Below are 22,070 nucleotides of genomic sequence, written 5' to 3' on the forward strand. Positions count from 1 at the left end.
ACAGTGGCCAAAAAACTTCAGCAAAAAAATGGATGAGGTAACAACAGGTATTAAGGAGTTTTTGCAACACCGGTTTAACCTACAGGATGGGAAGGACAATGAGGCTGCTATAGTTAAATCTGTAAGCAGCAACGTAGATTTTATTGGGGCCAATTTATTTGCGTTGATCTTCGCCATATTTATTGCTTCAATAGGCCTGAATGTTAATTCAACCGCTGTAATCATCGGTGCAATGCTTATTTCGCCAATAATGGGGCCGGTAATGGGTATTGGCTTAGGTGTAGGGATTAATGATCTCGATCTGGTAAAGCGGGGGTTGAAGAATTTGCTGTTCGCCACTATAATAGGCATCATTGTATCAACCATCTATTTTTTAATCACACCGCTTCATGATGCGCAGTCAGAATTATTAGCTCGCACATCGCCATCTATATGGGATGTTTTTATTGCCTTTTTTGGCGGAGCGGCCGGTATGGTTGCCGCGTCGCGAAAAGAAAAATCAAACGTAATACCCGGTGTGGCCATAGCCACTGCATTAATGCCGCCACTTTGTACCGTTGGATTTGGCCTCGCTATGGGAAATTGGTATTTTGTATTGGGTGCACTTTACCTTTATTTTATCAATAGTGTTTTTATCGCGATCGCGACTTTTTTAATGTCGCGTTACCTTAAAATGAAAAAACATCATCTGGAAGATGCCGGGCAAGAAAAAAAGGTTAAACATTATATTATCGCTATAGTTATCATTACCATAGTGCCGAGTATATTTTTAGCGTACCGTATTGTTGATAGAAGTATTTTTGAAACCAACGCCAGGAAGTTTGTTGACGAACAATTTGTTTTTAAAAACACACAGGTAGTTTCTAAATCGTTTAAATATGGCAGTGAAAATAAAGCTATTGATCTGCTACTGATAGGTGCAGATTTGAATAAATCAACAATAGATACCATTACCAAAAATCTTGATAAATATCAACTGCGTCACGTACAATTAAACATCCGACAGGGCCTTAATGCCAAGCAACATATAGATTTGGCACAAATAAAAACAAGCATTTTGGAGGATGTTTTTAATCATACCGCTAAAACAGATTCGGGTGCTACATTATCCCCCAAAAAAAACTTACCGGTGGTTGATACTGTAGTGCTTGAAGAATTAAAAGTGCTTTATCCTACCATCACATCTTTTGGGATTAATCAAACTATTATTCATCATGCCGATAAACTCCTGCCAGACACCATTAAGGTAGCTCTACTTACTTTTAAAAAGCCTATTAAAAAAATTGACGAATCTAAACTGCAAAAATGGTTAGGCATCAGGTACCATAGTCCCGCTATTAAGCTAATCATAACAAAAGATATCCATAAAAAAACAAGGGCAAAATAGTCGGCCTTTTGCTTTTACAATAAATGGTGTGTTGAAAACAACGGTCATTAGTTGATTTATTTTACCCGGCTTAACACCAGGGTTATGGACAGCTATCGGCACTCATATCACCTCAAATATATTATTGCATGCCATTTGGGGGTTAGATGGTGCAAACAAGGCAGTATTTAACCCGGTATTTGATGCTAAATGGCCCGCCAGCTACGATTTAGATTTAATTGTAAGTTTATTGGTGTCGTTAATTGTTGCAGCCGCACTTTACTTTATAATCAAATATCGCAGTAAGGCATAGTGCTGGAATAGGCTATACAGTTAAGGATTGGCAGGCATCTTTTCCAGCCATTAACTTATTTGCAATATTTATTGGGGAAAATTCCCCACAGTGGGGAGAAAATCCCCGCCTTTATACTTTGCTTTTTGCTTAAATCAGCTATAATTGCGGTTGGATTGCTTTTTGCAGGCACTGTAACGGCTATGAAAGCAATCTACTTTATCTTCGCTTCTTTATTATTAACTGGTTGCTTAAAAGCCGATATTGTGCCAACACCTGCAAAAAGCAGCGTTAATACTACCACTGCTGCTGTTGCAGCCAAAACCGACACTATAAAAAGCGTTAGCAGCACCGAAACAGATACTTCCAATCCTGATTACTGGTATAACGGAACTACAGGAACCGCTTTGATACAGGTAACCTGTAAAGACTGCACCGCTATGGCAACTATCGGTACTACTACTGTGCCATTTTTATTTAACGCAAATGGTGTAGGTATGCTTAAATATACACCGGCGCCCGGCCTGCTAATTCAAATAGCTGTTTGCCCGGGTAGTACCAAATCAATCAAAGCTGATATTTTTGACAGCAAAAACACCTCATCTTACGCTTACTCCGGAGTTATTGCCAGCAACTGGGTTGGTACTTATATAGTTAAATAAGTTCTAAACCTGCGTAGCCTGATAAGTGCGCTAATGCGTATCGTTCCCTTATAAGTAAAATCCACAGCGTATTTGTCCGGCAGAAAGCAATGTTCGGCATAATGAAATAATTACGCTCCCATAAACGTTATTCGTACATAAAGTTATGAGATACAGATGTGTGGAGATAGGGATAGCTGCGTTGTTGCTAACAGCGGTGGCTGGTTGTGGCGTGGTAAAGTCGGTAGGTGAAAACCCGCGCGGCGAAGAGCTTACCCGTTTGCAGGCTTTGCCTAATTACAAAAATGGCAGTTTTGAAAATTTAGCTGAACGTGCCGACTCGACAGTTAGGCATAACCTGATGTTCCACCGTCGTCCTCAAACCATCAGGCCCTCGCACGAGTTGCCATGGGTAAAAACCGACCTGAAAACATTGGCTGCTGCTGCACCTACCATCGTTTGGTTTGGGCACTCGTCTGTGCTCATCAAAACCGGGCAGGGTAATATACTTATTGATCCTGTTTTTAGTAACCATGCCGGGCCGGTGCCCGGATTGGTTACCGCATTTGCAGGCACCACGCATTATCATGCCCAGGATATGCCATCAATTGATGTGCTGATCATTTCGCATGACCACTATGACCACCTGGATTACCGCACCCTGGTAAAACTGAAGGACCGGATCAAAATGGCCATAGTACCAATGGGAGTCGGTTCAGATTTGATATACTGGGGGTTTGACCCTAAAAAGATCATCGAAATGAATTGGGAGCAATGTGTAACCCTGCCGGGTGGGCTACAGATTACCGCTACACCGGCGCAGCACCGCAGCAACCGTACTTACAGTAAAGAAAATAAAACACTTTGGGCATCGTATGTGATACAGGCAGGCCAATACAAGCTATTTTATAGCGGCGATAGTGGTTATGGGCCACACTTTAAACAAATAGGCCAGCAATATGGCCCTTTTGATATAGCATTGCTGGAATGCGGACAATATAGCCCCAATTGGCCGTGGACACACTTGTTGCTTGGGCAAGCTGCCCAGGCGGCTGTTAATTTGCAGGCACGTTTGTTACAACCTGTACACTGGGCCAAGTTTATTGAAGCAGATCACCCCTGGAACGAACCTATAGAAAAGCTTTTGCCGGCTGCTGCAAAGTTGGGTATGCCAGTAAACGTGCCACGAATAGGAGAGCCCTATACTTTAGGCAACCCGCCGATGAAAACGGTATGGTGGGATTTTAAGTAGATACCGGTAAGTAAAACGTTGTATTAATAACCCTTAAATTGTCCGAAATGCCCCCGAACAAGTGGCAAAAAATCCTGTAATTTTGATAAAATCGATGTTGCTGAAAGTGATTTTACCAGCAGTTTAACATCTATAAATATCAAAAATTATTACCTATGTTACCTATAAAACCCCATATCTGGTTTGACAAGAGCGCAAAACAAGCAGCCGAATTTTATGCATCATTTATGACGGACTCGACCATTAATTATGTCAATCATTTTCCATTTCCGGGCGGAGAATGTGAGGTAGCAGAGTTTACTATAGCCGGCCAATCGTTTCTGGGGTTAAGCGCGCCGCACAGCATCGGCATCAATCCTTCGATTTCCTTTATGCTCAATTTTGATCCGTCACGCGATCCTGACGCCGCAAAGCATATTGACGAAGTATGGAATAAACTGATAGATAACGGCAAAGTGATGATGCCACTGGATAGCTATCCATTTAGCAAACGCTACGGATGGGTGGCCGATAAATATGGCGTATCATGGCAGCTCATACTTACCAATCCCGCTGGCGAAGAAAGACCGTTCATTGTTCCGTCGCTAATGTTTACGCAACCGGTGGATGGCAAAGCCGATGAGGCTATCAATTTTTACACATCTGTTTTTAAAGATGGTAAACGCGGCACTACCGCCCCGCGCCCGGAAGATATGGGACCCGACAAAGCCGGCACCCTTATGTTCGCTGATTTTTTTGTAGACCAAACCTGGCTTGCCGCCATGGACAGTGCGCATCCGCACGGCTTTGGTTTTAACGATGCCGTCTCACTGCTTATCCCTTGCGAAACACAGGATGAAATAGATTATTACTGGGCAGCACTTACAGCCGGCGGCGAGGCCGGGCAATGCGGATGGCTCAAAGATAAATACGGCTTATCATGGCAGGTAGCTTCAACAGTTATGCTGGATGCAATGAAGAAAGGCACCCCCGAACAGATTGAACGCCTTATGCAAACTTTTATGACGATGCAGAAGGTTGATATTGCAACACTGCAACGCGCCTATGATGGTTTGTAATAGCTAAAAGGGGATACCAGCTATTTTTTTATTTCGTAGTGTAGCTCCACAATTCCATTTTTATAAGCGGTTACATTTTTCAAATGCAGGGGTTGTTCTTTGCCAATATGGTCAAAAAACAACTTTCCGTCTCCTAAAATAATGGGGATGATGGATAGTCGTATTTCATCCGCAAGTTTTAGCCTAACCATATCTTTAACAACAGCCGCGCCACCGGCTACCCAAACATTGTTGTAGTTTGGCTTTAATTGGTCATTTACAAGATCATTCAAATCTCCTGAGTAAAATTCAATATTCTTCCCGTCGGCGGATAAAGTCCGGTTGGTTAATACAATTACCGGCACATCACCATATGCCCATCCATGCGTTTTGGAAAGCGCTAAAGCATGCTCATAAGTTCGCGATCCCATCACGTAACAATCTATAGATTTTAGGAATTCAGCTATATCCTTTTCGGTAAGGGTAGCCCCTTTTTCGTAAACATCAACGGTGTCAAACCATGCCATACTATTGTCTGGTTTCGCTATTACCCCGTCGAGACTTGAAGCCATGTGAATAGTTAACTTGAACGCGTCTTTTTTATGTGCCATTTTATTATTGCTTATTTATGCTAAGGTTAAAGCAATATAAAAAAAATGGAACAAAAATCAGGTAGTAAACAAGCGTTTCCCTATGCGTTCAAAGCATAGTTTGAACCATTCGGTATAGCTATCCGGATTTTGGCTTATATCGGCTGCCAGGTCACTGCTATTCATATAGTGGTATCCGGCAACTTCGGTCGGGTCGGGTACGGGTTCAATATCAGTTATGCCCATAAAAACGTGGTCATATTCATGCTCTATCAACCCATTCTCCAACTCGGCACGGTAAATAAAGCTAAATTGATGATCAAGGTGGCAGTGTATACCCATTTCTTCTTTTAAGCGCCGCAATGCGGCATCAAGGTTAGCCTCTCCGGGGCGGGGATGGCTACAGCAGGTATTGCTCCATTTTCCCGCTGAATGGTATTTACCGGCTGCACGGCGTTGCAATAAAAATTCGCCGGCACTATTAAATACAAATACGGAGATAGCGCGATGAAGTTCACCAAGCCTATGTGCCTGCAATTTCTCCATAACACCATGCGCATTATCATCTTCGTCAACCAGTATAACATTTTCCATAGCCTTTCCTTACCGCTTATTTAAATCCAATTAAGCTGGTGTTTAAGTAAAGTATCAAACAACAACACTAATTTACGCCCGTTAGATATCCTGAACCGTTTTGAAAATACAGCACAGGCGCGGGCCAACTTTATTTTGTCGAACAATTTGCGGTAATACCTGTAAGCCAAAAATACACCTTTTCGAGAAGATCTGGGTAACGCCCTGATGCCTTGCAGCGCTTCTTCAAAATCGGCCTCAATATCCTGCTCTATCTGCCTTTTGTCGGCTTCGGTAAAATGAGCCAGGTCAATCCCCGGAAAATATGTTCTGTTTAACTGTAGATAATCTGCACTAATATCCCGCAGAAAATTAACTTTTTGAAATACCGCGCCCAACTTCATTGCACCGGGCTTTAATTCATCGTAACTTTTTTGATCACCACCGGTAAAAACATACAGGCACATCAGGCCAACCACTTCTGCCGAACCAAAAATGTACTCCTGGTATCTTTTCTGGTCATAGCTTTGCACATCCAGATCCATCTTCATACTGTTAATGAATTGGTATATCAACTGGTGGTCAATACCATAATTATTTACTGTTTGCTGAAAAGCATTAAGGATAGGATTGAGGCTGATACCGCATTGTATGGCATTAAAACAATCGTTTTTAAACTGCTCCAATAGCTGTTGCTTATCGTAACCATGAAAACTGTCAACAATCTCATCTGCCAGTCGCACAAATCCATATATGGCGTATATAGGGGCATGAAGTTTTTTGTCCAGTAGTTTAATACCTAATGAAAAGCTGGTGCTGTACCGTCTGGTGGTAAGCTTACTGCATTCAGCCGATAGGAGGTCAAATTTTTCTTTCATGAGTTTCCTTTCAGGTAGTTTGATTTATAACATTTTCAAAATCATGCAGGGTTTCCAGCCATTTTACCCCGTCAGGGTAGTTTATGCCATTAAGAACCTTTTTATTGCCCGACAAATAAATACCGGCAGCAGGAAACTGAACAGAAAGGCTGTCAACATATACCTGCGCATCGGCAACAGGACGTGCACGGGTCATAAGAAAAAGCAAATTTTGAGGGCCGGTTATTTTTGCTGTATTAACCAGGGCTGCTAATGGAACCTTTGCCCCCAAATAGGTAACGTTGTTGCCCGCTGCGCGTAATAAGTAATTGGCCAGTAAAAGTCCGATATCATGATCTTCATCTTCGGGAAGAAAAAGCAGCCAGTTTGAACCGGGCGTAACATGGTTTACATTACAGCCATCTATGGCAACAAAAAGCTTTTGCCTGATTATAGCCGACAGGAAGTGCTCCTGCGAAGGGCATAGCGACTCGTTTAGCCACATTAACCCCATTCTAACCAATAAGGGGTATATCACAAATTTATAGGTTTCCAATACGCCTGCCTGCTCAAACGAAGTGGTGATCAATGCGTTTACCTTTTGCTCATTATAGGTTAAGCTATTGTTGATGATCTGTGATATAAAATATTCGTAGCGGTGTTCGGGCGATAGGGTCTGATCAATTTCCTGCTTCAACAAAATGCCCATATCTTCTTTGCTCAAGCCACAGGCAGTTGATATTTTATGCCCGGCATGATAAAGTCCGGCTATGCACAGTAACCGTTTAAGCTGATCGTCATCATAAAACCGGGTGTTGCCCGATGTCCGTGACGGCTGCAATGCGCCGTAACGGCGCTCCCATATCCTGATATTATGGACAGAAATTCCTGATAATTGTTCCAGTTGGGATATTGAATATTGCAAGTTTGTCTAAATTTAATTGTATTAAATTTAGACAAATATATAAAACAATATATATAACACAACTTATTGATACTAAAAAGGCAACAAAAAACAAAGTGTAAAGCAGTTAAGATAAAGAATTTGCTTTTTACGATTTTATATCGTAATATTGCGATTGATTATGGGCATTACTAAAACCGACATATTTAACGAGCAGCAGAACGCGCTGTCTGTACAGCTAAAAGCCATAGCGCATCCGGCCCGGATAGCTATATTGCAACACCTGATAAAGGCCAATGCCTGTATTTGCGGAAACCTGGTAGAGGAGCTTGGTTTGGCGCAGGCAACCATATCACAACATCTTAAAGAATTAAAAAATGCCGGCTTAATACGCGGCACCATTGAAGGCGTAAGCGTTTGCTACTGTATTGAACCCGAAGCATGGAAAGCCCTGCAATTAGAGTTAAATGTGCTTTTCTCTTCATACAGCGAGAAGAAAAATAACTGCTGCTAAAATTTTTTAAACGTATATATCGTAATATTACAATAATTATGGAAACATTAACCTGGGGCGATTTTAAAACCCAACTACAAGCAAATCCCGAGCTGCATTTACAGTTTAGGTATGATGAAGATAAATTTGTGGATACCTCCTTTCATATCACCGAAATTAAACTGGCCCCTATAACGTCAGTAGATTGCGGCGGCGTGATGAATAAATGGACAGAAGTTATTATGCAGCTATGGGAACCCGGCGAAAAGCAAACCGATCGCAGTATGAAGGTAAGCAAAGCATTATCAATTATTGATGTTGTAGAAAAAATGTTGCCGCTGGATTTGGATGCGACAGTGAAAATAGAGTTTGGCAACTCGCAGTTTGATACCCGTCAAATGTTTCCTGCTGAATTGGTTACTGAAGGAGATACATTGACCGTAAACCTTAGCCCTGACTTTGTACAATGCAAAGCGCTATCGCGCGGCGGCACTTGTGGCACAACCGACAAAGGTGAGGAGTGTTGCGAACCTGCAGAAAAGCCTAAAGTGCAATTAGTAAACCTGGCAGCTCCGGCGGCAGCCTGCTGCACCCCGGGTGGCGGTTGCTGCTAAATTATAAATAGGATATCAACTTAGAATATAAAGCCCAAACTATTATTATATGAAAAATGTATTGGTACTATGTACCGGCAATAGTTGCCGCAGCCAGTTAGCCGAAGGCTATCTGCGTTATTTTGCAGGCGACAAAGCTAATATCTACAGTGCGGGCATTGAAACCCATGGTGTAAACCCCAAAGCCATTCAGGTTATGGCTGAGGACCATATCGATATCAGCAAGCACACATCCAACCATGTGGACGAATATATTAACATTCCGTTTGACTATGTAATTACGGTTTGTGATAATGCCAATGAGGCTTGCCCATTCTTTCCCGGCAAGGTAGAGCGTTTTCACCAAAACTTTCCGGATCCGGCCAAAGCAACCGGCAGCGATGAAGAAGTGATGGATGAGTTTCGACGCGTAAGGGATATGATAAAAGTATACGCCGCTGATTTTGTACAAGCCCATTTGAAATGAAAAAATATATTGCCGAGTTGACCGGCACTTTTATTATGGTGTTTTGCGGTACAGGTGCTATGATTGCCGACCAGCAATCGGGTGGGGCAGTTACCCATGTGGGTGTTGCCATTACCTGGGGGCTGATCGTAATGAGTATGATCTACGCCCTTGGTGACGTTTCCGGGGCGCATATGAACCCGGCGGTAAGCATTGGCTTTGTTATAGCCAAACGTTTCCCGCTTAAATCATTACCGCCTTATATCATTGCTCAGGTTGCAGGGGCCTTGTTGGCCAGCTTTGTGTTGAAGTTGCTTTTTCCCACATCGCCTTTATTAGGTGCAACAATGCCGTTAGGATCCGAAATGCAATCATTTGTGTTAGAACTGTTGTTAACTTTCTTTTTAATGCTGGTTATTATGACGGTGGCCCACGGCAGTAAAGAGCAGGGCCAATTTGCCGGTATGGCTATTGGTGCTGTGGTGGGTTTGGAGGCCATGTTTGCCGGCCCTATATGCGGGGCATCCATGAACCCGGCACGTTCTATAGCGCCTGCCATAGTTTCGGGGCATTTAGAACATCTTTGGCTATATATAGCCGCCCCGGTTGCAGGTGCAATTTTAGCGATACCGGTGTGGAAATTCCTGATAGCTAAATCTGAAATATGACAATCGCGCTTTTTTCTGATGTACACGCCAATCTACCGGCTTTTGAAGCTTTTTTGGCAGATATCGATCGCCGCAAACCCGATGCGATATACTGTTTGGGCGACCTGGTAGGGTACAACATCTGGCCGAACGAAATTATTGCGGCAATACGCGCGCGCGGTATTGCTACACTTGCCGGAAACCATGACCTGAAAACCAACGGTTATGCGTATGAGCTTATATTGCCGGATAATAGTTTATATTTAAATACCCTACCGCGCCATATAAGGTTAGAATACCAGTTGGTAGATAAACCGCTTAATATTGTATTGGCCCATGGCAGCACCCGCACCATTAACGAATATATACTGGAAGATATGGACGAAAGCTACGTGCTGGATTTAATGAATGAAGCAAAAGCCGATATACTTTGCGTTGGGCATTCGCATTTACCCTATCATCGTGTTATGGGTGATAAGCAGGTGATCAACACCGGGTCGGTAGGTAAACCCAAGGACAGCGATCCGCGGGGTGGGTACGTATTGCTGACTGTTGAAGATGATATTAAAGTGGAATTTATCCGGTTTGCTTATGATATTGAAAAAGCAGCAAATGCCATACTACAAAGTCCCCTTCCGGACGAACTGGCCGACCGTTTAAGAAAAGCTTACTAAAACAAAGCCCCGGACTGTATGTCCGGGGCTTATTTATGTTTAATGCTTTTTGCTTATTTACAGCAATCAGCTTTAGTACATGTGGTTTTAGCACATTGCTGGCCTTGAGGGCAGCTGGTGCAGGTGGCCTGTTTTGCGTTAGCTTTTTTTACAGGTACTATACCATTTGCAATTACAGTTGTAGTGGCTAAAGTTATAGCCAACATACCTAACATAATATTTTTCATTTTTTAATATTTTAAAATTGTTAAATAATTTATTGAAGTTTAAACTTGTAATAATTATCTAACAGGTTTGAGGCGGCTTCCAGTTGTTGGCATGGTATGCGGCAATATTGCCAATAATTTGCAGAGCAACTGGCTTCGGTAATAACTGAGCGTGAATTGGTGCAAGTGCAACAGCTTCTTTAACAATGCATCCGCATTGAGCGCAAAGAAACATCATGGCACATCCTTGTTCATTACAGGCGTTATCCGTTTTTTTCTTTTCGGCCGGGGCATGTTTACACGCGGTCTTTTCCTTTTTGCAGCAAGCCGCCATTTTTGTTTGCGCAGGTTTTATTACCCCTCCAAAAGCGGAAAGAAAGACAATACAAACCAGCAAAATGATCGCCAAAACTCTCATTGTTCAAATGTAGTTAATTAACCTTGTTATATTAATGATCTTGTTAATGATCTTGGTCATTAAATAGTAGATAAGATTTTACTAACTCAATGACTTGTTTACGCAGTCGCTATTTCCTTATACCTTTTTCTTTCAGCATCTGTCCTATTTCATTCGCCATAAAAATTGATGCTTCAATTTCCTCTTTGCGGATAGCAACACTTTCTATATTAAAACCGAATGGTATGGCACGTTCCATGCAATAAGCAGTAAGTTCTGACGCGATATTAAGGCATACATTTACAGATTTTTCAAGGATATTGGCAGACTTTTTCAAGTCCTCTTTTAATTCTTCGGGCACATCTATACCCAGCCACTCCATAAAACGCAGGGTTTTTTCTGAGCCACAGGCTGTAAGGGTAAAAATAACGGTAGGGAATTTAATAGCTTGCTTGCTACAGGTTTGGGTCAGGTCCTCAATAACCTGTTTTGCATAATCAATATTAAAAACACATTGCGATATAAAATAGGATACGCCGCAACTCATCTTATCCAACATACGTACATCTTCATCTTTAAGTACGGCGTGCCTTTCGGGTATAGTAATTGCACCAATAACGGATGTATCACGGTGCTTGCTCCAAATTTTATAAGCCTCGGGCAGGCTTGTTTTTACCTGAAAATCAGGCGATGGTACACCTACAAAAATAGGATAGAAATTATTTTGATGTAGTTTTTCCAGCCAGGCTGTTAATTCTTCTTCCGAAAACTTTCCGGCAGGGCGGTATATTATTTTAGGGATGTTTAATGCGCCAAGATACCCCGAGGCAAACTCCAGCGGATCAAGCGCGTTTAAAAAAGGAAAAGGCCTTTCTTCTGTTGTGCGGGCCGATTCATCCTGTACATCATAAACTACAAGCGCATCTATATCAAGTGTATGGAGCCGCTCAATAGTTTTTTGCGCTATCTCGGCAACGCGTTCGGCCGTAGTTTCTGCTTTTGGTGGAGTGATACCGTAAATTAACACTCCCGATTCTCCTGATCGGATTTTTTCTAAAAACATGATGGTATGTGGAGTATTGTAATTGCTGATAGATAATTGCTTTTTAATTGGCCCTCAAACTTAATAAATATCATTCAGGATAATATTATTTTTTAATATTATCCTGAATGATACCACCTTAATAGGCAATGAAACATATACCAATTTTCGGTTTCATTTTAGCAAAGTGTACCAATTTGGGCATTCGCGAACGCGCGGACACCGTGGTACAGGTGACAAGATATTGTCATCATTTTATTTAGCTGAAAGCTTGTTTATTTGACCGCGAGTTTCCAACAAGCGGGAGCGGGGCTCAAGGGGGTTACCTATGCTTCTCCTCTGGCAAAACCTACCGTGTTTCTATACAATTGCGGAGACACATTGGTATTACTTTTAAAGTATCTGCTAAAATAAAACTCATCGTTAAAGCCCAGTTCATAGGCAATTGCTTTAATTGGCTTGGCGGTAAGGTAAAGTTCGCGTTTTGCTTCAATAACAACACGCTCTGCTATTAAATTAGTTAATGTTTTGTTAAAGTGAGTTTTACTGATCTTGTTTAACGCCCTGGTAGAAAGGTTTAACATATCGGCATATTCACCCGCGCTGCGTTTAGTTTTATAGTGTAATTCAATTACATCTTTCAACGTTTGGAGTATAAAAGGTTCATTTTCTATATGGAATTCCTCCTCCTTTCTTTGATCAATTTTTATCCGTGAAGCATTAATAAGAAATATCTTGAGATAAGAAACAAGCAGTTCATATTGGGCAATGGCGGTACGCTGCATCTCCTCTTTAAGCTGGTTTATAAGTGTTAGTAAACCAATAACGTCGTTGGATGATAGTTGAACAATGGGCGATTCGTAAATATTATTAAATAATATGCCGTTACAGGCTACCTCTTTCTGGTGTTTGTGGATACAAAAAAAGTCCGGATGAAAATTAAGCAGGACCCCTTTAAATGTGCCTTCTGTTTTTATTTTATAGGGTTGATAAACAGAAAAACACATCAAATTATTTGCTTCGAATGTATATTCCGAAAAATCTGCATAAAGCTTTCCTCTGCCCTCAGTTACCAGAATGATACTGTAATAGTTTTGATTTTTTACCTCGGCAAAATAAGAATCATCCTCAAAAGCAAATATTTTAAAAGCCAGCGCCTGAGTATTCGGATCGACAAGGGTAAAAGCAGTTTGTGCCATCACGGGGTTTAAATTTATATAATTAAAAAAGGGTACGCTCGTCAGCAGTAATTTCCATATCGTTAATACTGGCAAAGCGTTTGCACATCAATCCGTTTTCGTCAAATTCCCAAAGTTCGTTTCCGTAACTCCTAAACCATTGGCCGCTTTGGTTGTGCCACTCATATTCAAACCTCACGGCCATCCGGTTTTCGCGGAAACCCCAAAGTTCTTTTTTAAGTTTATAATCCAGCTCCTTTTCCCACTTCTTTTTCAAAAAGGCTTTTACTTCTTCGCGCCCGTTAATAAAATCGGTACGGTTGCGCCATTCCGTATCAATGGTGTACGCCAGGCACACTTTTTCAGGATCTTTGGTGTTCCATGCATTTTCGGCCAGTTGCACCTTTTGCAGTGCCGTTTCCATAGTAAACGGGGGGAGTGGTGGTTTTTGTTCCATGATCAAATAAATATAAGGGACGGGCAAATTCACATCTACCCATCCTGTTTTAGCGTTAAGTTTTAGATGGCTGCCGTTTTTATCAGCTCAACCTCAGGAAAGTCAACGCTTACCCCTGCTGTATTATTAAAATAGTTTGTAAATATATTCAAACCAACATGCGCAATTATTTCTGCTATCCCGGCATCGTCATAACCAACAGTTCTAACAGCGTTCAAATCAGTATCATCAACCTGACCTTTCTTTTTGATCAACACCCTTGCAAAGTCAAGCGCCGCCTGAATTTTACTATCTGCTGATCTGCCTTGACGAGCGTCTGAAATTGCGTCGGCGTGAATGTGAACCAATTTTTCGCCAATAAAACTATGAGCCGCATTGCAGTAATTACAACTGTTGGCATTGGCAACAGTAAGTGCTATCAATTCTCCCAATTTACCGCCCAGACTTCCCTCGGCCAAAGCGCTGTTTAGCGAAAGATAGCCATTTAAAACGGCAGGTGAGTTACCCATTGTACGCATCATGTTAGGCACCATGCCCAATTTGCCTTGAACGGCGTTGAATAATTCTTTTGATTTTCCGGTAGTAGTTTCAGGATCAAGTGCTTTTAAACGTTGCATTGTATATATTTTTAATGTGTCAACATTGACTATACAAAGGTGCAGCGTGTACCCGTCAGATAACATGGATAGAAGTAGCAAGCGCATGGACAATTAGACGATGCTAATATTAAACAACAAGGCGATTAGTTTGCACATTCGCTCAAATTCAATATGTTTGAGGTGATAACCTGTTCCATAAACGGTTTGTTTAATGACTAACCTTAAGCCTTTAATATATGAGTAATACCATGCACCAAATAACCCAAACGCTGCTTTTTTGCCCTGATGATGCCGGAGGAATTTACAAGGGTGTACATCAGCTTCACGATATTTTTGCCGCGTCGACGGGTGTAAAGGCAGGCGATATTACCGATAAGGATATTTATTTGCCATCAGGCAAAGCCGTTTCAACCATAAAGGCGGCGCATTGCCTGCTTGAGTTTGAGCGTACCGCTGTTTTTTTGCGGGGTGTTTACCAGGCGATAATTCAATTAAAAAAAGATTATCCGGATACACGGTTGCATGTTTTATATGCCGGCTGCGGACCGTATGCTACTTTATTAACGCCTTTAACCAGCGTTTTTGGTATTGACGAAATTGCTTTTCATTTATTGGATATTAATGAGGATTCAATTGCAGCCGCACAGAAACTTTATGCTTATTTAAAACTGGATGGTTATGTAGAAGAATGGTTACTGGCCGATGCTACTACCTATTATGTTCCGGAAGGTGAAGTGATGCATTTAATGATATCAGAAACTATGCTAAATGCTTTACGCAAAGAGCCACAGGTAGCCATCATGTTAAACCTGGTACCCCAGCTACCCGATAAAGGTTTATTTATACCGCAGGAAATAACTGTGAGCGCCCAATTACTAAGCCCACGTCTGGAAACCGACCGCTATTTAACACCGGATACCGAACCGGAGCGCATAAATCTGGGCAATATTTATACCATTGGCAGATACAATTGTGCAAAGCATAAGCCTGTTACTATAAAAATACCTGAAGAAATAGGCCGATTTAGGCAGTTAAGTTTATTAACAACTATAACTACTTTTGGCAACGAAAAACTGGGTACCTATACCACCAGCCTTACTATGCCCCTCCGTTTATTTGATGCGGATGATTGTATTGGCAAGCAGGTAAAACTTACGTATCAAATTAGCGATAAACCCGGCTTTGAATACGAATGGGTGGAAGATGCGGTAAACATAAGCTAATAGGTTTTTGATTTATCAGGTAAGTCTTTTTCTCTCCTCCTCTAAAGCGGCATAAAGTTGGGCTGCTTGGTAAAGATATTCGAGAATTGGGGTTTTATTTTTTTCTTCCGCAAAAATTTGCCCGGGGTGTTTTGAATGAAACCCGGCCCGTTGGTTTATTAAAGCCATATCATCTTCATCCAATACCGTTTGGCTTATGGCGGCTATTTTTTTAACGATCTCAATTGGGCCCTCGCAATAATTTACCAGGTGTGCATTATCATCAGTTTTTATAATGTCTAAAAAACAGGTGTAATACCGCTCCAGTACCTTTGCCATGTATTCATCAAGGCTAAGTTGCCTAATAACCGCTGCATCAAAACCAAAAAGTGCAGGGTTTATTAATCCGGGTACTGCTTGTGTACCCCTTATCTTTTGCTGCGAACGCATTACCTCGTCCGGGTCGCGGTATAGAAGTATGAATGGCACATCGGGATACAACTCTCTTAATTGTTTATAAAAAAGTACATGCCAGCTATCGGTTTTAATAAATAGTTTGGTTTCGCTTCCGGTTCGTTGCTGACCGTAAAAGTTTAAAGCGGCTTTAAATATATCATTAAACTCAGTTACGCTTAAGTCGGTTTCAGCCTGGTTTCTAAGCAATTCATCAAAAAATGGGACCTCTGATAAAGTAATATGCCGCTCGTTTATCCCCAATAACTGCGTTGCCAAAGTTGAACCGCACCTTGATACATGAAATATAAATGCAGATGGCTTTACCGTATTTAATCCTTCTGCCCAGATGGGTATTAATGATATATCACTAACCGATTTGCGGTACGTAGGGTTAAACTTGTAAATATGCTGCTTGCAAGCCCCAATAGTCTCGGCAAAAAAAGGATGGGTAAACCGGATATCGCCGGTATAAAGCCATTGGCATAACGCGTTGCCATCTTCAAAAAAAAGCTTGCTGGGTATCCATTTTTGCAAGGTGTGATTGGAAGCTGCGTTATCCATTTGGCATAACCTTTATGGTGGTTAAATTTGAAAAAGCCGGGTCACGTGCGATTCCCTCCCCTGGGAGGGTGGAGGGAGGGGTTCTGCAACGTTGCAGAGCAGCAAAACCCCTCCCTGCCAATTCCCGGTCAGCCGCACCCCTCCCCAGGGAGGGAATCCTCACTATAAATTCGTTTGTCTTTTGGTAGGCCATTATCTTCAAAAGGGAAATTTATTGGCGGCTTAGCTGCCTGCCAGCGCTTTGTTTAATTTAACTTCCATATCATCTGCAAGGGCAAGGTCAGTATCAGTGCCGCGTTCCTTTAAATGTTTTATTACTAAATGCCAATCTTCCATACCCCTTATGGGTGGGGCCATTTTTTTGTCGGCTTGTTCAAATAGTTTTTCCAGCCAGGCGTTTACCTTGCAGTCAACTACCAAATGTATCCGGTCGGTAGGTCCGTTGTTGGTTACGCGGTGCTTTAAATTGGCGTTTATGTACCAGCATTCGCCTTCAAGCATAATTACGCGTTCGTCATCCACATAAAATTCTACCCCGTGATTGGTAAATATCGGGAAATGCAGGCGTGCTTCGCCTTTTTCAAAAGCCAACTCCACATCCCTGTGTTGTTTTATAACGGCGCCCTTTTTAAGGTTGAGCAACCTTGCCGACATCACCTCGCAATGCAAACTATCCAGTAATTGTTTAATGGCCGGGCATTGCTGCATCAATGGAGTATCTAAGTAAGTGGTATGCTTGCCCATTAAATCGGGAACAATATTGTCAGCCTCGCCACCCGGCGAGCGCAGGGGCAATACCTTCCATTCGCCTTCGTAATCGTGCTGGTTTATGTGCGCTTTCCAACCGGTCGAAGCCAATACAGCAACTTGTTGTTGTATTGCCGTGATATTAACCTGTAAATTAATTTTGGCGTAGCTTATCATACCCATAAATATAAAAATAATAGGTTAATCACCACACCGGGTTGGTTTGCAGCCATTGCAGAAATTCTATAGTAGGCAAACGCGCGTTCATTAACTCGTAAAATGTTATCGGATGATACTCAGGGTTATCTTCTTCTCTTTTTAACCGGCGCAATATTTCATCCTTTTTTATTAGGTTAACCGTATCAGGCAGACTGTTTAAAAGCAATCGTATAGATTCATACTTGTCTTTAGCCGGTATAGACATAAATGGGGCTATTGAGCCTGATTTATCATCCCTGTTAAAAATGCTTTGTGGCAGGTATTTTTTTACCGCCAGGCGATAGGCATAACGCCCTATTGGCCCTTCGTATTTTACAAAGTTAGGCATAGCCGAGTAATATTGCAGCAAACGTATATCGGCCATGGGGAAACGCATTTCTAACCGAAAGTGAAGGCCATATCTTGATTCTGTCTCCATCCGGTTGGGTACAAATGGTTTCATTATAATGCTTCTTTGCCCTTCCCGGTACCCGGCCTGCACTTGCCTGTACCCCGCGTTATAGCGTTGCTTTTTTAAAATAGCCTGCAGGTTTTTATCGGGTATGTTATATAATGATAATGCGGTTTTTATATTCTTGTCATAATAACCTAAACTATCTTTTATCTTTAATAAAACAGACGCGATATCCTGCGGTAACAATGCACGTATTTTGTTAAAGTGCGGCGTATGTTTTTGTTTTGCCAGGAAGTATTTAACATACCTGCCCTGGAATAAATAGTCGAGAAAATAGTGTTTGTTTTGGCTCGTCACCATTTGATCTCCCGGAAAGCCTGAAAGTAAGGTACGGATATTCCTGTCAAAAGCTGCTTTGCGTGAGGGTAATTGCCAGGCTGGCGCAACGCTATCAATGCCATCATTTATTTTCAATGCAAAGCTGGCCTCTTCAAGTGTGTTGTTAAACATCCTATCTGTTAGGTATACTGCATCGCTAATGTTATTATGGGCCAGCACATCTTTTATATAGGGGCTTTCGTCGCTTTTAAACAGCCATTCATCCGTTATTCCCGTTGGCAAAACGTTGGAGAAAGTGGTAAGGTTTTGGTTGTTTTGTTGCAAAAAATACTGTGCTGCGCCACATATAGCGCTCGAATCGAGCCCGCCGCTTAGTTCGGCACCTATTGGGTAGGATGTTATGGTTCTGCATCGCACCGCTTCGTCAAAGTGCCATGCCAGGCCCTCGTAGTAGTTTTCTTTGTTTTGCTGAATGGTTTCAATACTGGTGTCAAGCTGCCAGTAACTATTAAGTTTGCTGCGTTTTGAGGAAGCGTAAATAGTTAACGAATGGGCAGGGGCAAGCCGCTTTATTTTTTTATATAGGGTATCCTCCAAATTCTGATCAAACCTTGGTATTAAATGGTTGTAAACATATTGTTCATCAATACTTTTATTCACGTCAGGCAGGCATAACAAGCCTTTGGTTTCGGACGCGAAAGCAAAAAAGTTATTATCCATACAATAAAAAAAAGGTTTAACACCCATGTGGTCGCGGGCGCAAAACATTTTTTGTTCTCTTTCATCCCAAATAGCAAATGCAAAATCGCCAACAAGATGCTTTACGCAGCTTTCGCCATATTGTTGGTAAGTTTTTAGGATAAGCGTACTGTCGGGTAAAGTAAGTTCGTGCTGCCGGGGTAGTTGCAGCTTTTTAAAAAGTTCTTCCCGGTTATCAAGACGGGCATCAGCAGTGATGGTTAAGCCCGCTTCATTGTGGTAATACGGTTGTTTTTCATGGAGCGATGAAGGGGTATTATATAACATTAAATGCCCCAGTGCAATATTATTGTGCAACCAAACGCCCCTATCATCAGCCTGCCAATGATCAAGCGTTTTGCTCATTATGCATGCATCAGCATCGGTTACCAGTATTTGTTCAAAGTTTACCCGGCCAAATATTACGCTCATGTAAATGAGACTACACAAATAATACTAAACAATTTTATTGAAATTTTTTACGTCAAGAGGCTTATAATCAATATAATGGGAAATTACGATTGTATTCCGCTGAATGCTTCGTGTGTATTAGAAAGTCCTCCTTCTATATCATTTTCAATAATCACCAATTCTGGCGTTTTCCATTTTTTTTTTAATGTATTATTAACAAGCTCTTGCTCATTTTCTGGATGTACCAGTTCTTTTTTCATCATACTATTGCTAGGTTAATCAAATTTAATAAATATTTTATTGTAATACTTGTTTAATAAATGTCTTTTTTTATTAAACAAGTAACCTATATTAAAAGCTGGCCACTTTGTATGCCCCAAATCTGTGCATCCCTGGCAGGTACAAAGGTTCCATCAATAACCAGCATTATTATCTCTACGGCCTTATTATTTATACAGGCTATATATAGTTTATTATCGTTATAAATAACCGTGCCCGGTTGCGCATTGTGCGCCATGTTTGTGGCTGTTCCATCAATAATTTTGATGTCCTTGCTGTTAATATACGTTATGGCCCCTTTATTCCATGGGTTGCACGCCAGTATTAGGTTACATATTTGCGCCGCATCCATAGTATGCCAGTTTATGGTTACATCTTTCAATTCGGGGCGCTTATAGTAACCCGCCTTACCTTGCTGGGGTAACTGGGGCAAGGGTTTGTTTTGTAATAACCCATTGATAACTTGCCCTACCCCCTCAACCACTACCTGCCCTAATACCATATTTGCCAGCCCGAAACTTATATGCGCCTCGCGTTTAACAGATTTAGACCATACCAACGCACCGGTATCAAATTTATCGGCTACGTGATGTATGGTGGCTGTAAGCTGGCTCTCTCCATTTTTTAACTGCCAAAATACCGGGCTGGGGCCACGGTAGGCAGGTAAGGGCCCAAAATGAATGTTATACACTTTGCTGCGCAGTTTAACAGGCAATAGTGTTGTATCAATTAAATGCGCAAATCCCATAAAAAAAGCCATATCTATTTTGGCTTGTTCCATCCAAAAATATAGCGAACCGGCTTCTGCAGATTGGCATGGGATACGTGCCTGACCGCAAAATTGAGCTATAATACCCGCACCTTCTTGCCAAAGCGAACCGGCATCTGTAAAAACAGATACCGGTACTTTATTTTGTGCCAAAATTTGAAGCAGGGGCAGGCAACATTCGGTATTGCTGATAATCCCTACCACTATTTTATTTGCATAATTTGCGCCATAAAATTAGTTTGGCGTTGGGAAGAGACCGCCAGTTAAACAGATAATATAATTAAGTGTTAAATATGGCATACGGTTTTCATGAGCCTGACTACCGCCGGTGTTCGAGATAGTTTCTCTATTTAATGGCTTTAATTTAAAGCCCGGCGCACTTTTAGGTATGTAGGTTAGCACTTCTCTACCCGAGCCTTTAGGGTCCACTGGTGCGGCCAGTATATTTCCGGTTAAGGCCGAAGCGGTGGCATTGTTGGTGTTTGCACTTAAGGTATGGGTATGTTGCGGCAGGTTAGCCTCTGTAAGTGTAACTGACTCTAAACCACCTTTTTTGCCTAATGCATAATCTGCTTGAGAGGCTTGCATGCCAACAACTATACGGCCACGAAGGTCGGGTAAGCCAAAAGTGTTTACGCCATCGCCTCCATAAGTGGTACCAATGAGCGCAAACAATTCCTGGTAAGTTTGCACTGATACCGTAGAACCATCGCATACATGCCAGTCTTGCGGGGCATAATTACCCCCAAATATTTTAATCTGTCCTAAAAAGTAATCCATTTTATGATTTGTTTATGATAAAGATTTAAAAATAAGTTAATTTCTTGGCGGGAAATACCCCTGTACACAAATACATACATTCAGTGCCGTATAAGGCATGCGATTTTCGTGAGCCGCATTTGCCCCCGAAATACCAATATTTCCCGGGTCCATTGCAACAACCGGTGTTGGCGAAGAAGTGTATAAATTGCCTGCATAATTGCCGGTGCCTTGTACTGGCGGTAAGCTAAGCTGCGCTAAAAAATTGGCACCGCCGCCTATGCCAGCTGCAGCAAGATCATTTACCCCGGCTATTCCATGGTTGTGTAACGGCATTTCGGGTGTAAGTAAAGTATATTGGGCAACCCCTCCTTTATTACCGTATTGGATATTGAGGCCGTTGCCTGCGCCTATGCCCAACATTGACGTACCTTGCAGATTTGGTAAATTAAAATAGGTTTTTTGGTCGCCACCGTAGGTGTATCCTATAAGTGCGTATAAAGCCTGGTTTGTGTTAATATTTATTTGTTGGCCGTTGCATTGCATCCAGCCGCTGGGGATAGTGTTAAAAGAAAAAATTGCTATTTCTCCTACGTATGCATCCATTTTATTAAGATTTAAGTGTGATGTGAATATTTATTATAACAATACTAAGTACTTATTAAGGGCGCGGAGCGAAGGTGCCGTCAAACGCAATGCAATAATGCATAGCCAAATAAGGCATCATATTAGTATGCGCATTGGTGCCGCCAGTAAAGCCTATTGCCTGAGGAATCAGGTCGTTTACTAATACTTGCGATTGGGGAGGAGGTTCAAACTCGTGTGATGCCGCATTATAAGTTGAGCCTGTTTTTACCTGTGGGTTTGTAAGGTAGCTTGTCGCTGCGGGGGTCTGTGTAGCTACCGCTTGAAAACTAGTGGTCAAAGCCGCG

Annotated in this window: 27 protein-coding genes and 1 pseudogene; 10 read left to right on the top strand and 18 right to left on the bottom strand. The window is 41.8% G+C overall.

Annotated elements, in window-relative coordinates:
* From ABI367_RS05555 to ABI367_RS05570, 4 genes are all read left to right on the top strand, one after another.
* On the top strand, positions 1-1,387 hold a 1,387-nt coding region (locus tag ABI367_RS05555), incomplete at its 5' end, for a TIGR00341 family protein (protein ID WP_462228266.1).
* 474 nt (positions 1,388-1,861) lie between these two features.
* Positions 1,862-2,320 carry a hypothetical protein gene (locus ABI367_RS05560; RefSeq protein WP_462228267.1) on the top strand — a complete coding sequence of 153 codons (459 nt, stop codon included), beginning with the start codon at positions 1,862-1,864 and terminating at the stop codon, positions 2,318-2,320.
* Between the two features lie 145 nt (positions 2,321-2,465).
* On the top strand, positions 2,466-3,551 hold the full coding sequence (locus tag ABI367_RS05565; RefSeq protein ID WP_462228268.1) for an MBL fold metallo-hydrolase: 1,086 nt from the start codon (positions 2,466-2,468) through the stop codon (positions 3,549-3,551).
* A gap of 155 nt (positions 3,552-3,706) precedes the next feature.
* Positions 3,707-4,609 carry a VOC family protein gene (locus ABI367_RS05570; RefSeq protein WP_462228269.1) on the top strand — a complete coding sequence of 301 codons (903 nt, stop codon included), beginning with the start codon at positions 3,707-3,709 and terminating at the stop codon, positions 4,607-4,609.
* A gap of 20 nt (positions 4,610-4,629) precedes the next feature.
* Here ABI367_RS05570 and ABI367_RS05575 read toward each other — a convergent pair whose 3' ends face one another.
* Genes ABI367_RS05575 through ABI367_RS05590 form a run of 4 tightly spaced genes read right to left on the bottom strand, consistent with a single transcriptional unit; the run spans position 4,630 to position 7,533 of the window.
* Complete coding sequence (locus ABI367_RS05575) at positions 4,630-5,199, bottom strand: dihydrofolate reductase family protein (RefSeq protein WP_462228270.1); 570 nt, start codon at positions 5,197-5,199, stop codon at positions 4,630-4,632.
* A gap of 57 nt (positions 5,200-5,256) precedes the next feature.
* Complete coding sequence (gene idi, locus ABI367_RS05580) at positions 5,257-5,772, bottom strand: isopentenyl-diphosphate Delta-isomerase (RefSeq protein ID WP_462228271.1); 516 nt, start codon at positions 5,770-5,772, stop codon at positions 5,257-5,259.
* A gap of 20 nt (positions 5,773-5,792) precedes the next feature.
* The gene (locus ABI367_RS05585; RefSeq protein ID WP_462228272.1) at positions 5,793-6,629 is read right to left on the bottom strand and encodes a phytoene/squalene synthase family protein; all 837 of its coding nucleotides are present in this window, start codon (positions 6,627-6,629) and stop codon (positions 5,793-5,795) included.
* 10 nt (positions 6,630-6,639) lie between these two features.
* Entirely contained in the window at positions 6,640-7,533 is an 894-nt protein-coding gene (locus ABI367_RS05590) for a MerR family transcriptional regulator (RefSeq protein ID WP_462228273.1), read from the bottom strand.
* A gap of 160 nt (positions 7,534-7,693) precedes the next feature.
* Between ABI367_RS05590 and ABI367_RS05595 the strand changes: the two genes are divergently transcribed.
* Genes ABI367_RS05595 through ABI367_RS05615 form a run of 5 tightly spaced genes read left to right on the top strand, consistent with a single transcriptional unit; the run spans position 7,694 to position 10,385 of the window.
* Positions 7,694-8,026: an ArsR/SmtB family transcription factor gene (locus ABI367_RS05595; protein ID WP_462228274.1), complete on the top strand. Its 333-nt coding sequence runs from the start codon at positions 7,694-7,696 to the stop codon at positions 8,024-8,026.
* 38 nt (positions 8,027-8,064) lie between these two features.
* Positions 8,065-8,619 carry a DUF6428 family protein gene (locus ABI367_RS05600; RefSeq protein WP_462228275.1) on the top strand — a complete coding sequence of 185 codons (555 nt, stop codon included), beginning with the start codon at positions 8,065-8,067 and terminating at the stop codon, positions 8,617-8,619.
* A 49-nt stretch (positions 8,620-8,668) separates the two neighbouring features.
* On the top strand, positions 8,669-9,085 hold the full coding sequence (locus ABI367_RS05605) for an arsenate reductase ArsC (protein WP_462228276.1): 417 nt from the start codon (positions 8,669-8,671) through the stop codon (positions 9,083-9,085).
* On the top strand, positions 9,082-9,732 hold the full coding sequence (locus tag ABI367_RS05610; protein ID WP_462228277.1) for an MIP/aquaporin family protein: 651 nt from the start codon (positions 9,082-9,084) through the stop codon (positions 9,730-9,732). Before ABI367_RS05605 ends, ABI367_RS05610 begins: the two co-directional genes overlap by 4 nt.
* On the top strand, positions 9,729-10,385 hold the full coding sequence (locus ABI367_RS05615; RefSeq protein ID WP_462228278.1) for a metallophosphoesterase family protein: 657 nt from the start codon (positions 9,729-9,731) through the stop codon (positions 10,383-10,385). The genes ABI367_RS05610 and ABI367_RS05615 overlap by 4 nt, the downstream gene beginning before the upstream one ends.
* Positions 10,386-10,438: 53 nt before the next feature.
* Here ABI367_RS05615 and ABI367_RS05620 read toward each other — a convergent pair whose 3' ends face one another.
* From ABI367_RS05620 to ABI367_RS05645, 6 genes are all read right to left on the bottom strand, one after another.
* The gene (locus ABI367_RS05620) at positions 10,439-10,612 is read right to left on the bottom strand and encodes a hypothetical protein (RefSeq protein ID WP_462228279.1); all 174 of its coding nucleotides are present in this window, start codon (positions 10,610-10,612) and stop codon (positions 10,439-10,441) included.
* Positions 10,613-10,670: 58 nt separating this feature from the next.
* Complete coding sequence (locus ABI367_RS05625; RefSeq protein WP_462228280.1) at positions 10,671-11,009, bottom strand: hypothetical protein; 339 nt, start codon at positions 11,007-11,009, stop codon at positions 10,671-10,673.
* Between the two features lie 109 nt (positions 11,010-11,118).
* Positions 11,119-12,051: a methylenetetrahydrofolate reductase gene (locus ABI367_RS05630; RefSeq protein ID WP_462228281.1), complete on the bottom strand. Its 933-nt coding sequence runs from the start codon at positions 12,049-12,051 to the stop codon at positions 11,119-11,121.
* Between the two features lie 305 nt (positions 12,052-12,356).
* On the bottom strand, positions 12,357-13,229 hold the full coding sequence (locus ABI367_RS05635) for a helix-turn-helix domain-containing protein (protein WP_462228282.1): 873 nt from the start codon (positions 13,227-13,229) through the stop codon (positions 12,357-12,359).
* A 22-nt stretch (positions 13,230-13,251) separates the two neighbouring features.
* Entirely contained in the window at positions 13,252-13,632 is a 381-nt protein-coding gene (locus ABI367_RS05640) for a DUF1348 family protein (protein WP_462258039.1), read from the bottom strand.
* Positions 13,633-13,727: 95 nt separating this feature from the next.
* Positions 13,728-14,282, bottom strand: a complete 555-nt coding sequence (locus ABI367_RS05645; RefSeq protein ID WP_462228284.1) for a carboxymuconolactone decarboxylase family protein — start codon at positions 14,280-14,282, stop codon at positions 13,728-13,730.
* 218 nt (positions 14,283-14,500) lie between these two features.
* On the opposite strand from ABI367_RS05645, the gene ABI367_RS05650 reads away from it, so the two are divergent.
* On the top strand, positions 14,501-15,487 hold the full coding sequence (locus tag ABI367_RS05650) for an SAM-dependent methyltransferase (protein WP_462228285.1): 987 nt from the start codon (positions 14,501-14,503) through the stop codon (positions 15,485-15,487).
* 15 nt (positions 15,488-15,502) lie between these two features.
* Here the strand turns inward: ABI367_RS05650 and ABI367_RS05655 are convergent, their stop codons facing one another.
* The 8 genes and pseudogenes from ABI367_RS05655 to ABI367_RS05690 form a co-directional block, all read right to left on the bottom strand.
* Positions 15,503-16,483, bottom strand: a complete 981-nt coding sequence (locus ABI367_RS05655) for a sulfotransferase (protein WP_462228286.1) — start codon at positions 16,481-16,483, stop codon at positions 15,503-15,505.
* 222 nt (positions 16,484-16,705) lie between these two features.
* Positions 16,706-17,407: an aspartyl/asparaginyl beta-hydroxylase domain-containing protein gene (locus ABI367_RS05660; protein WP_462258040.1), complete on the bottom strand. Its 702-nt coding sequence runs from the start codon at positions 17,405-17,407 to the stop codon at positions 16,706-16,708.
* A gap of 28 nt (positions 17,408-17,435) precedes the next feature.
* Positions 17,436-19,352 carry an asparagine synthase-related protein gene (locus tag ABI367_RS05665; protein WP_462228288.1) on the bottom strand — a complete coding sequence of 639 codons (1,917 nt, stop codon included), beginning with the start codon at positions 19,350-19,352 and terminating at the stop codon, positions 17,436-17,438.
* 83 nt (positions 19,353-19,435) lie between these two features.
* Entirely contained in the window at positions 19,436-19,594 is a 159-nt protein-coding gene (locus ABI367_RS05670; protein ID WP_462228289.1) for a hypothetical protein, read from the bottom strand.
* 83 nt (positions 19,595-19,677) lie between these two features.
* Complete coding sequence (locus ABI367_RS05675) at positions 19,678-20,583, bottom strand: methionyl-tRNA formyltransferase (RefSeq protein ID WP_462228290.1); 906 nt, start codon at positions 20,581-20,583, stop codon at positions 19,678-19,680.
* Positions 20,584-20,613: 30 nt separating this feature from the next.
* Positions 20,614-21,159 (bottom strand): phage tail protein, encoded by a 546-nt coding sequence (locus ABI367_RS05680; RefSeq protein WP_462228291.1) that lies wholly within the window; start codon positions 21,157-21,159, stop codon positions 20,614-20,616.
* 36 nt (positions 21,160-21,195) lie between these two features.
* Positions 21,196-21,744, bottom strand: coding sequence for a phage tail protein (locus ABI367_RS05685; RefSeq protein WP_462228292.1), 549 nt, complete (start codon positions 21,742-21,744; stop codon positions 21,196-21,198).
* A 55-nt stretch (positions 21,745-21,799) separates the two neighbouring features.
* Positions 21,800-22,070, bottom strand: a pseudogene (locus tag ABI367_RS05690) (hypothetical protein); the annotation flags it as partial.

Origin of the sequence: Mucilaginibacter sp., from assembly GCF_039935595.1 — a bacterium.
Taxonomy (GTDB): Bacteria; Bacteroidota; Bacteroidia; order Sphingobacteriales; family Sphingobacteriaceae; genus Mucilaginibacter.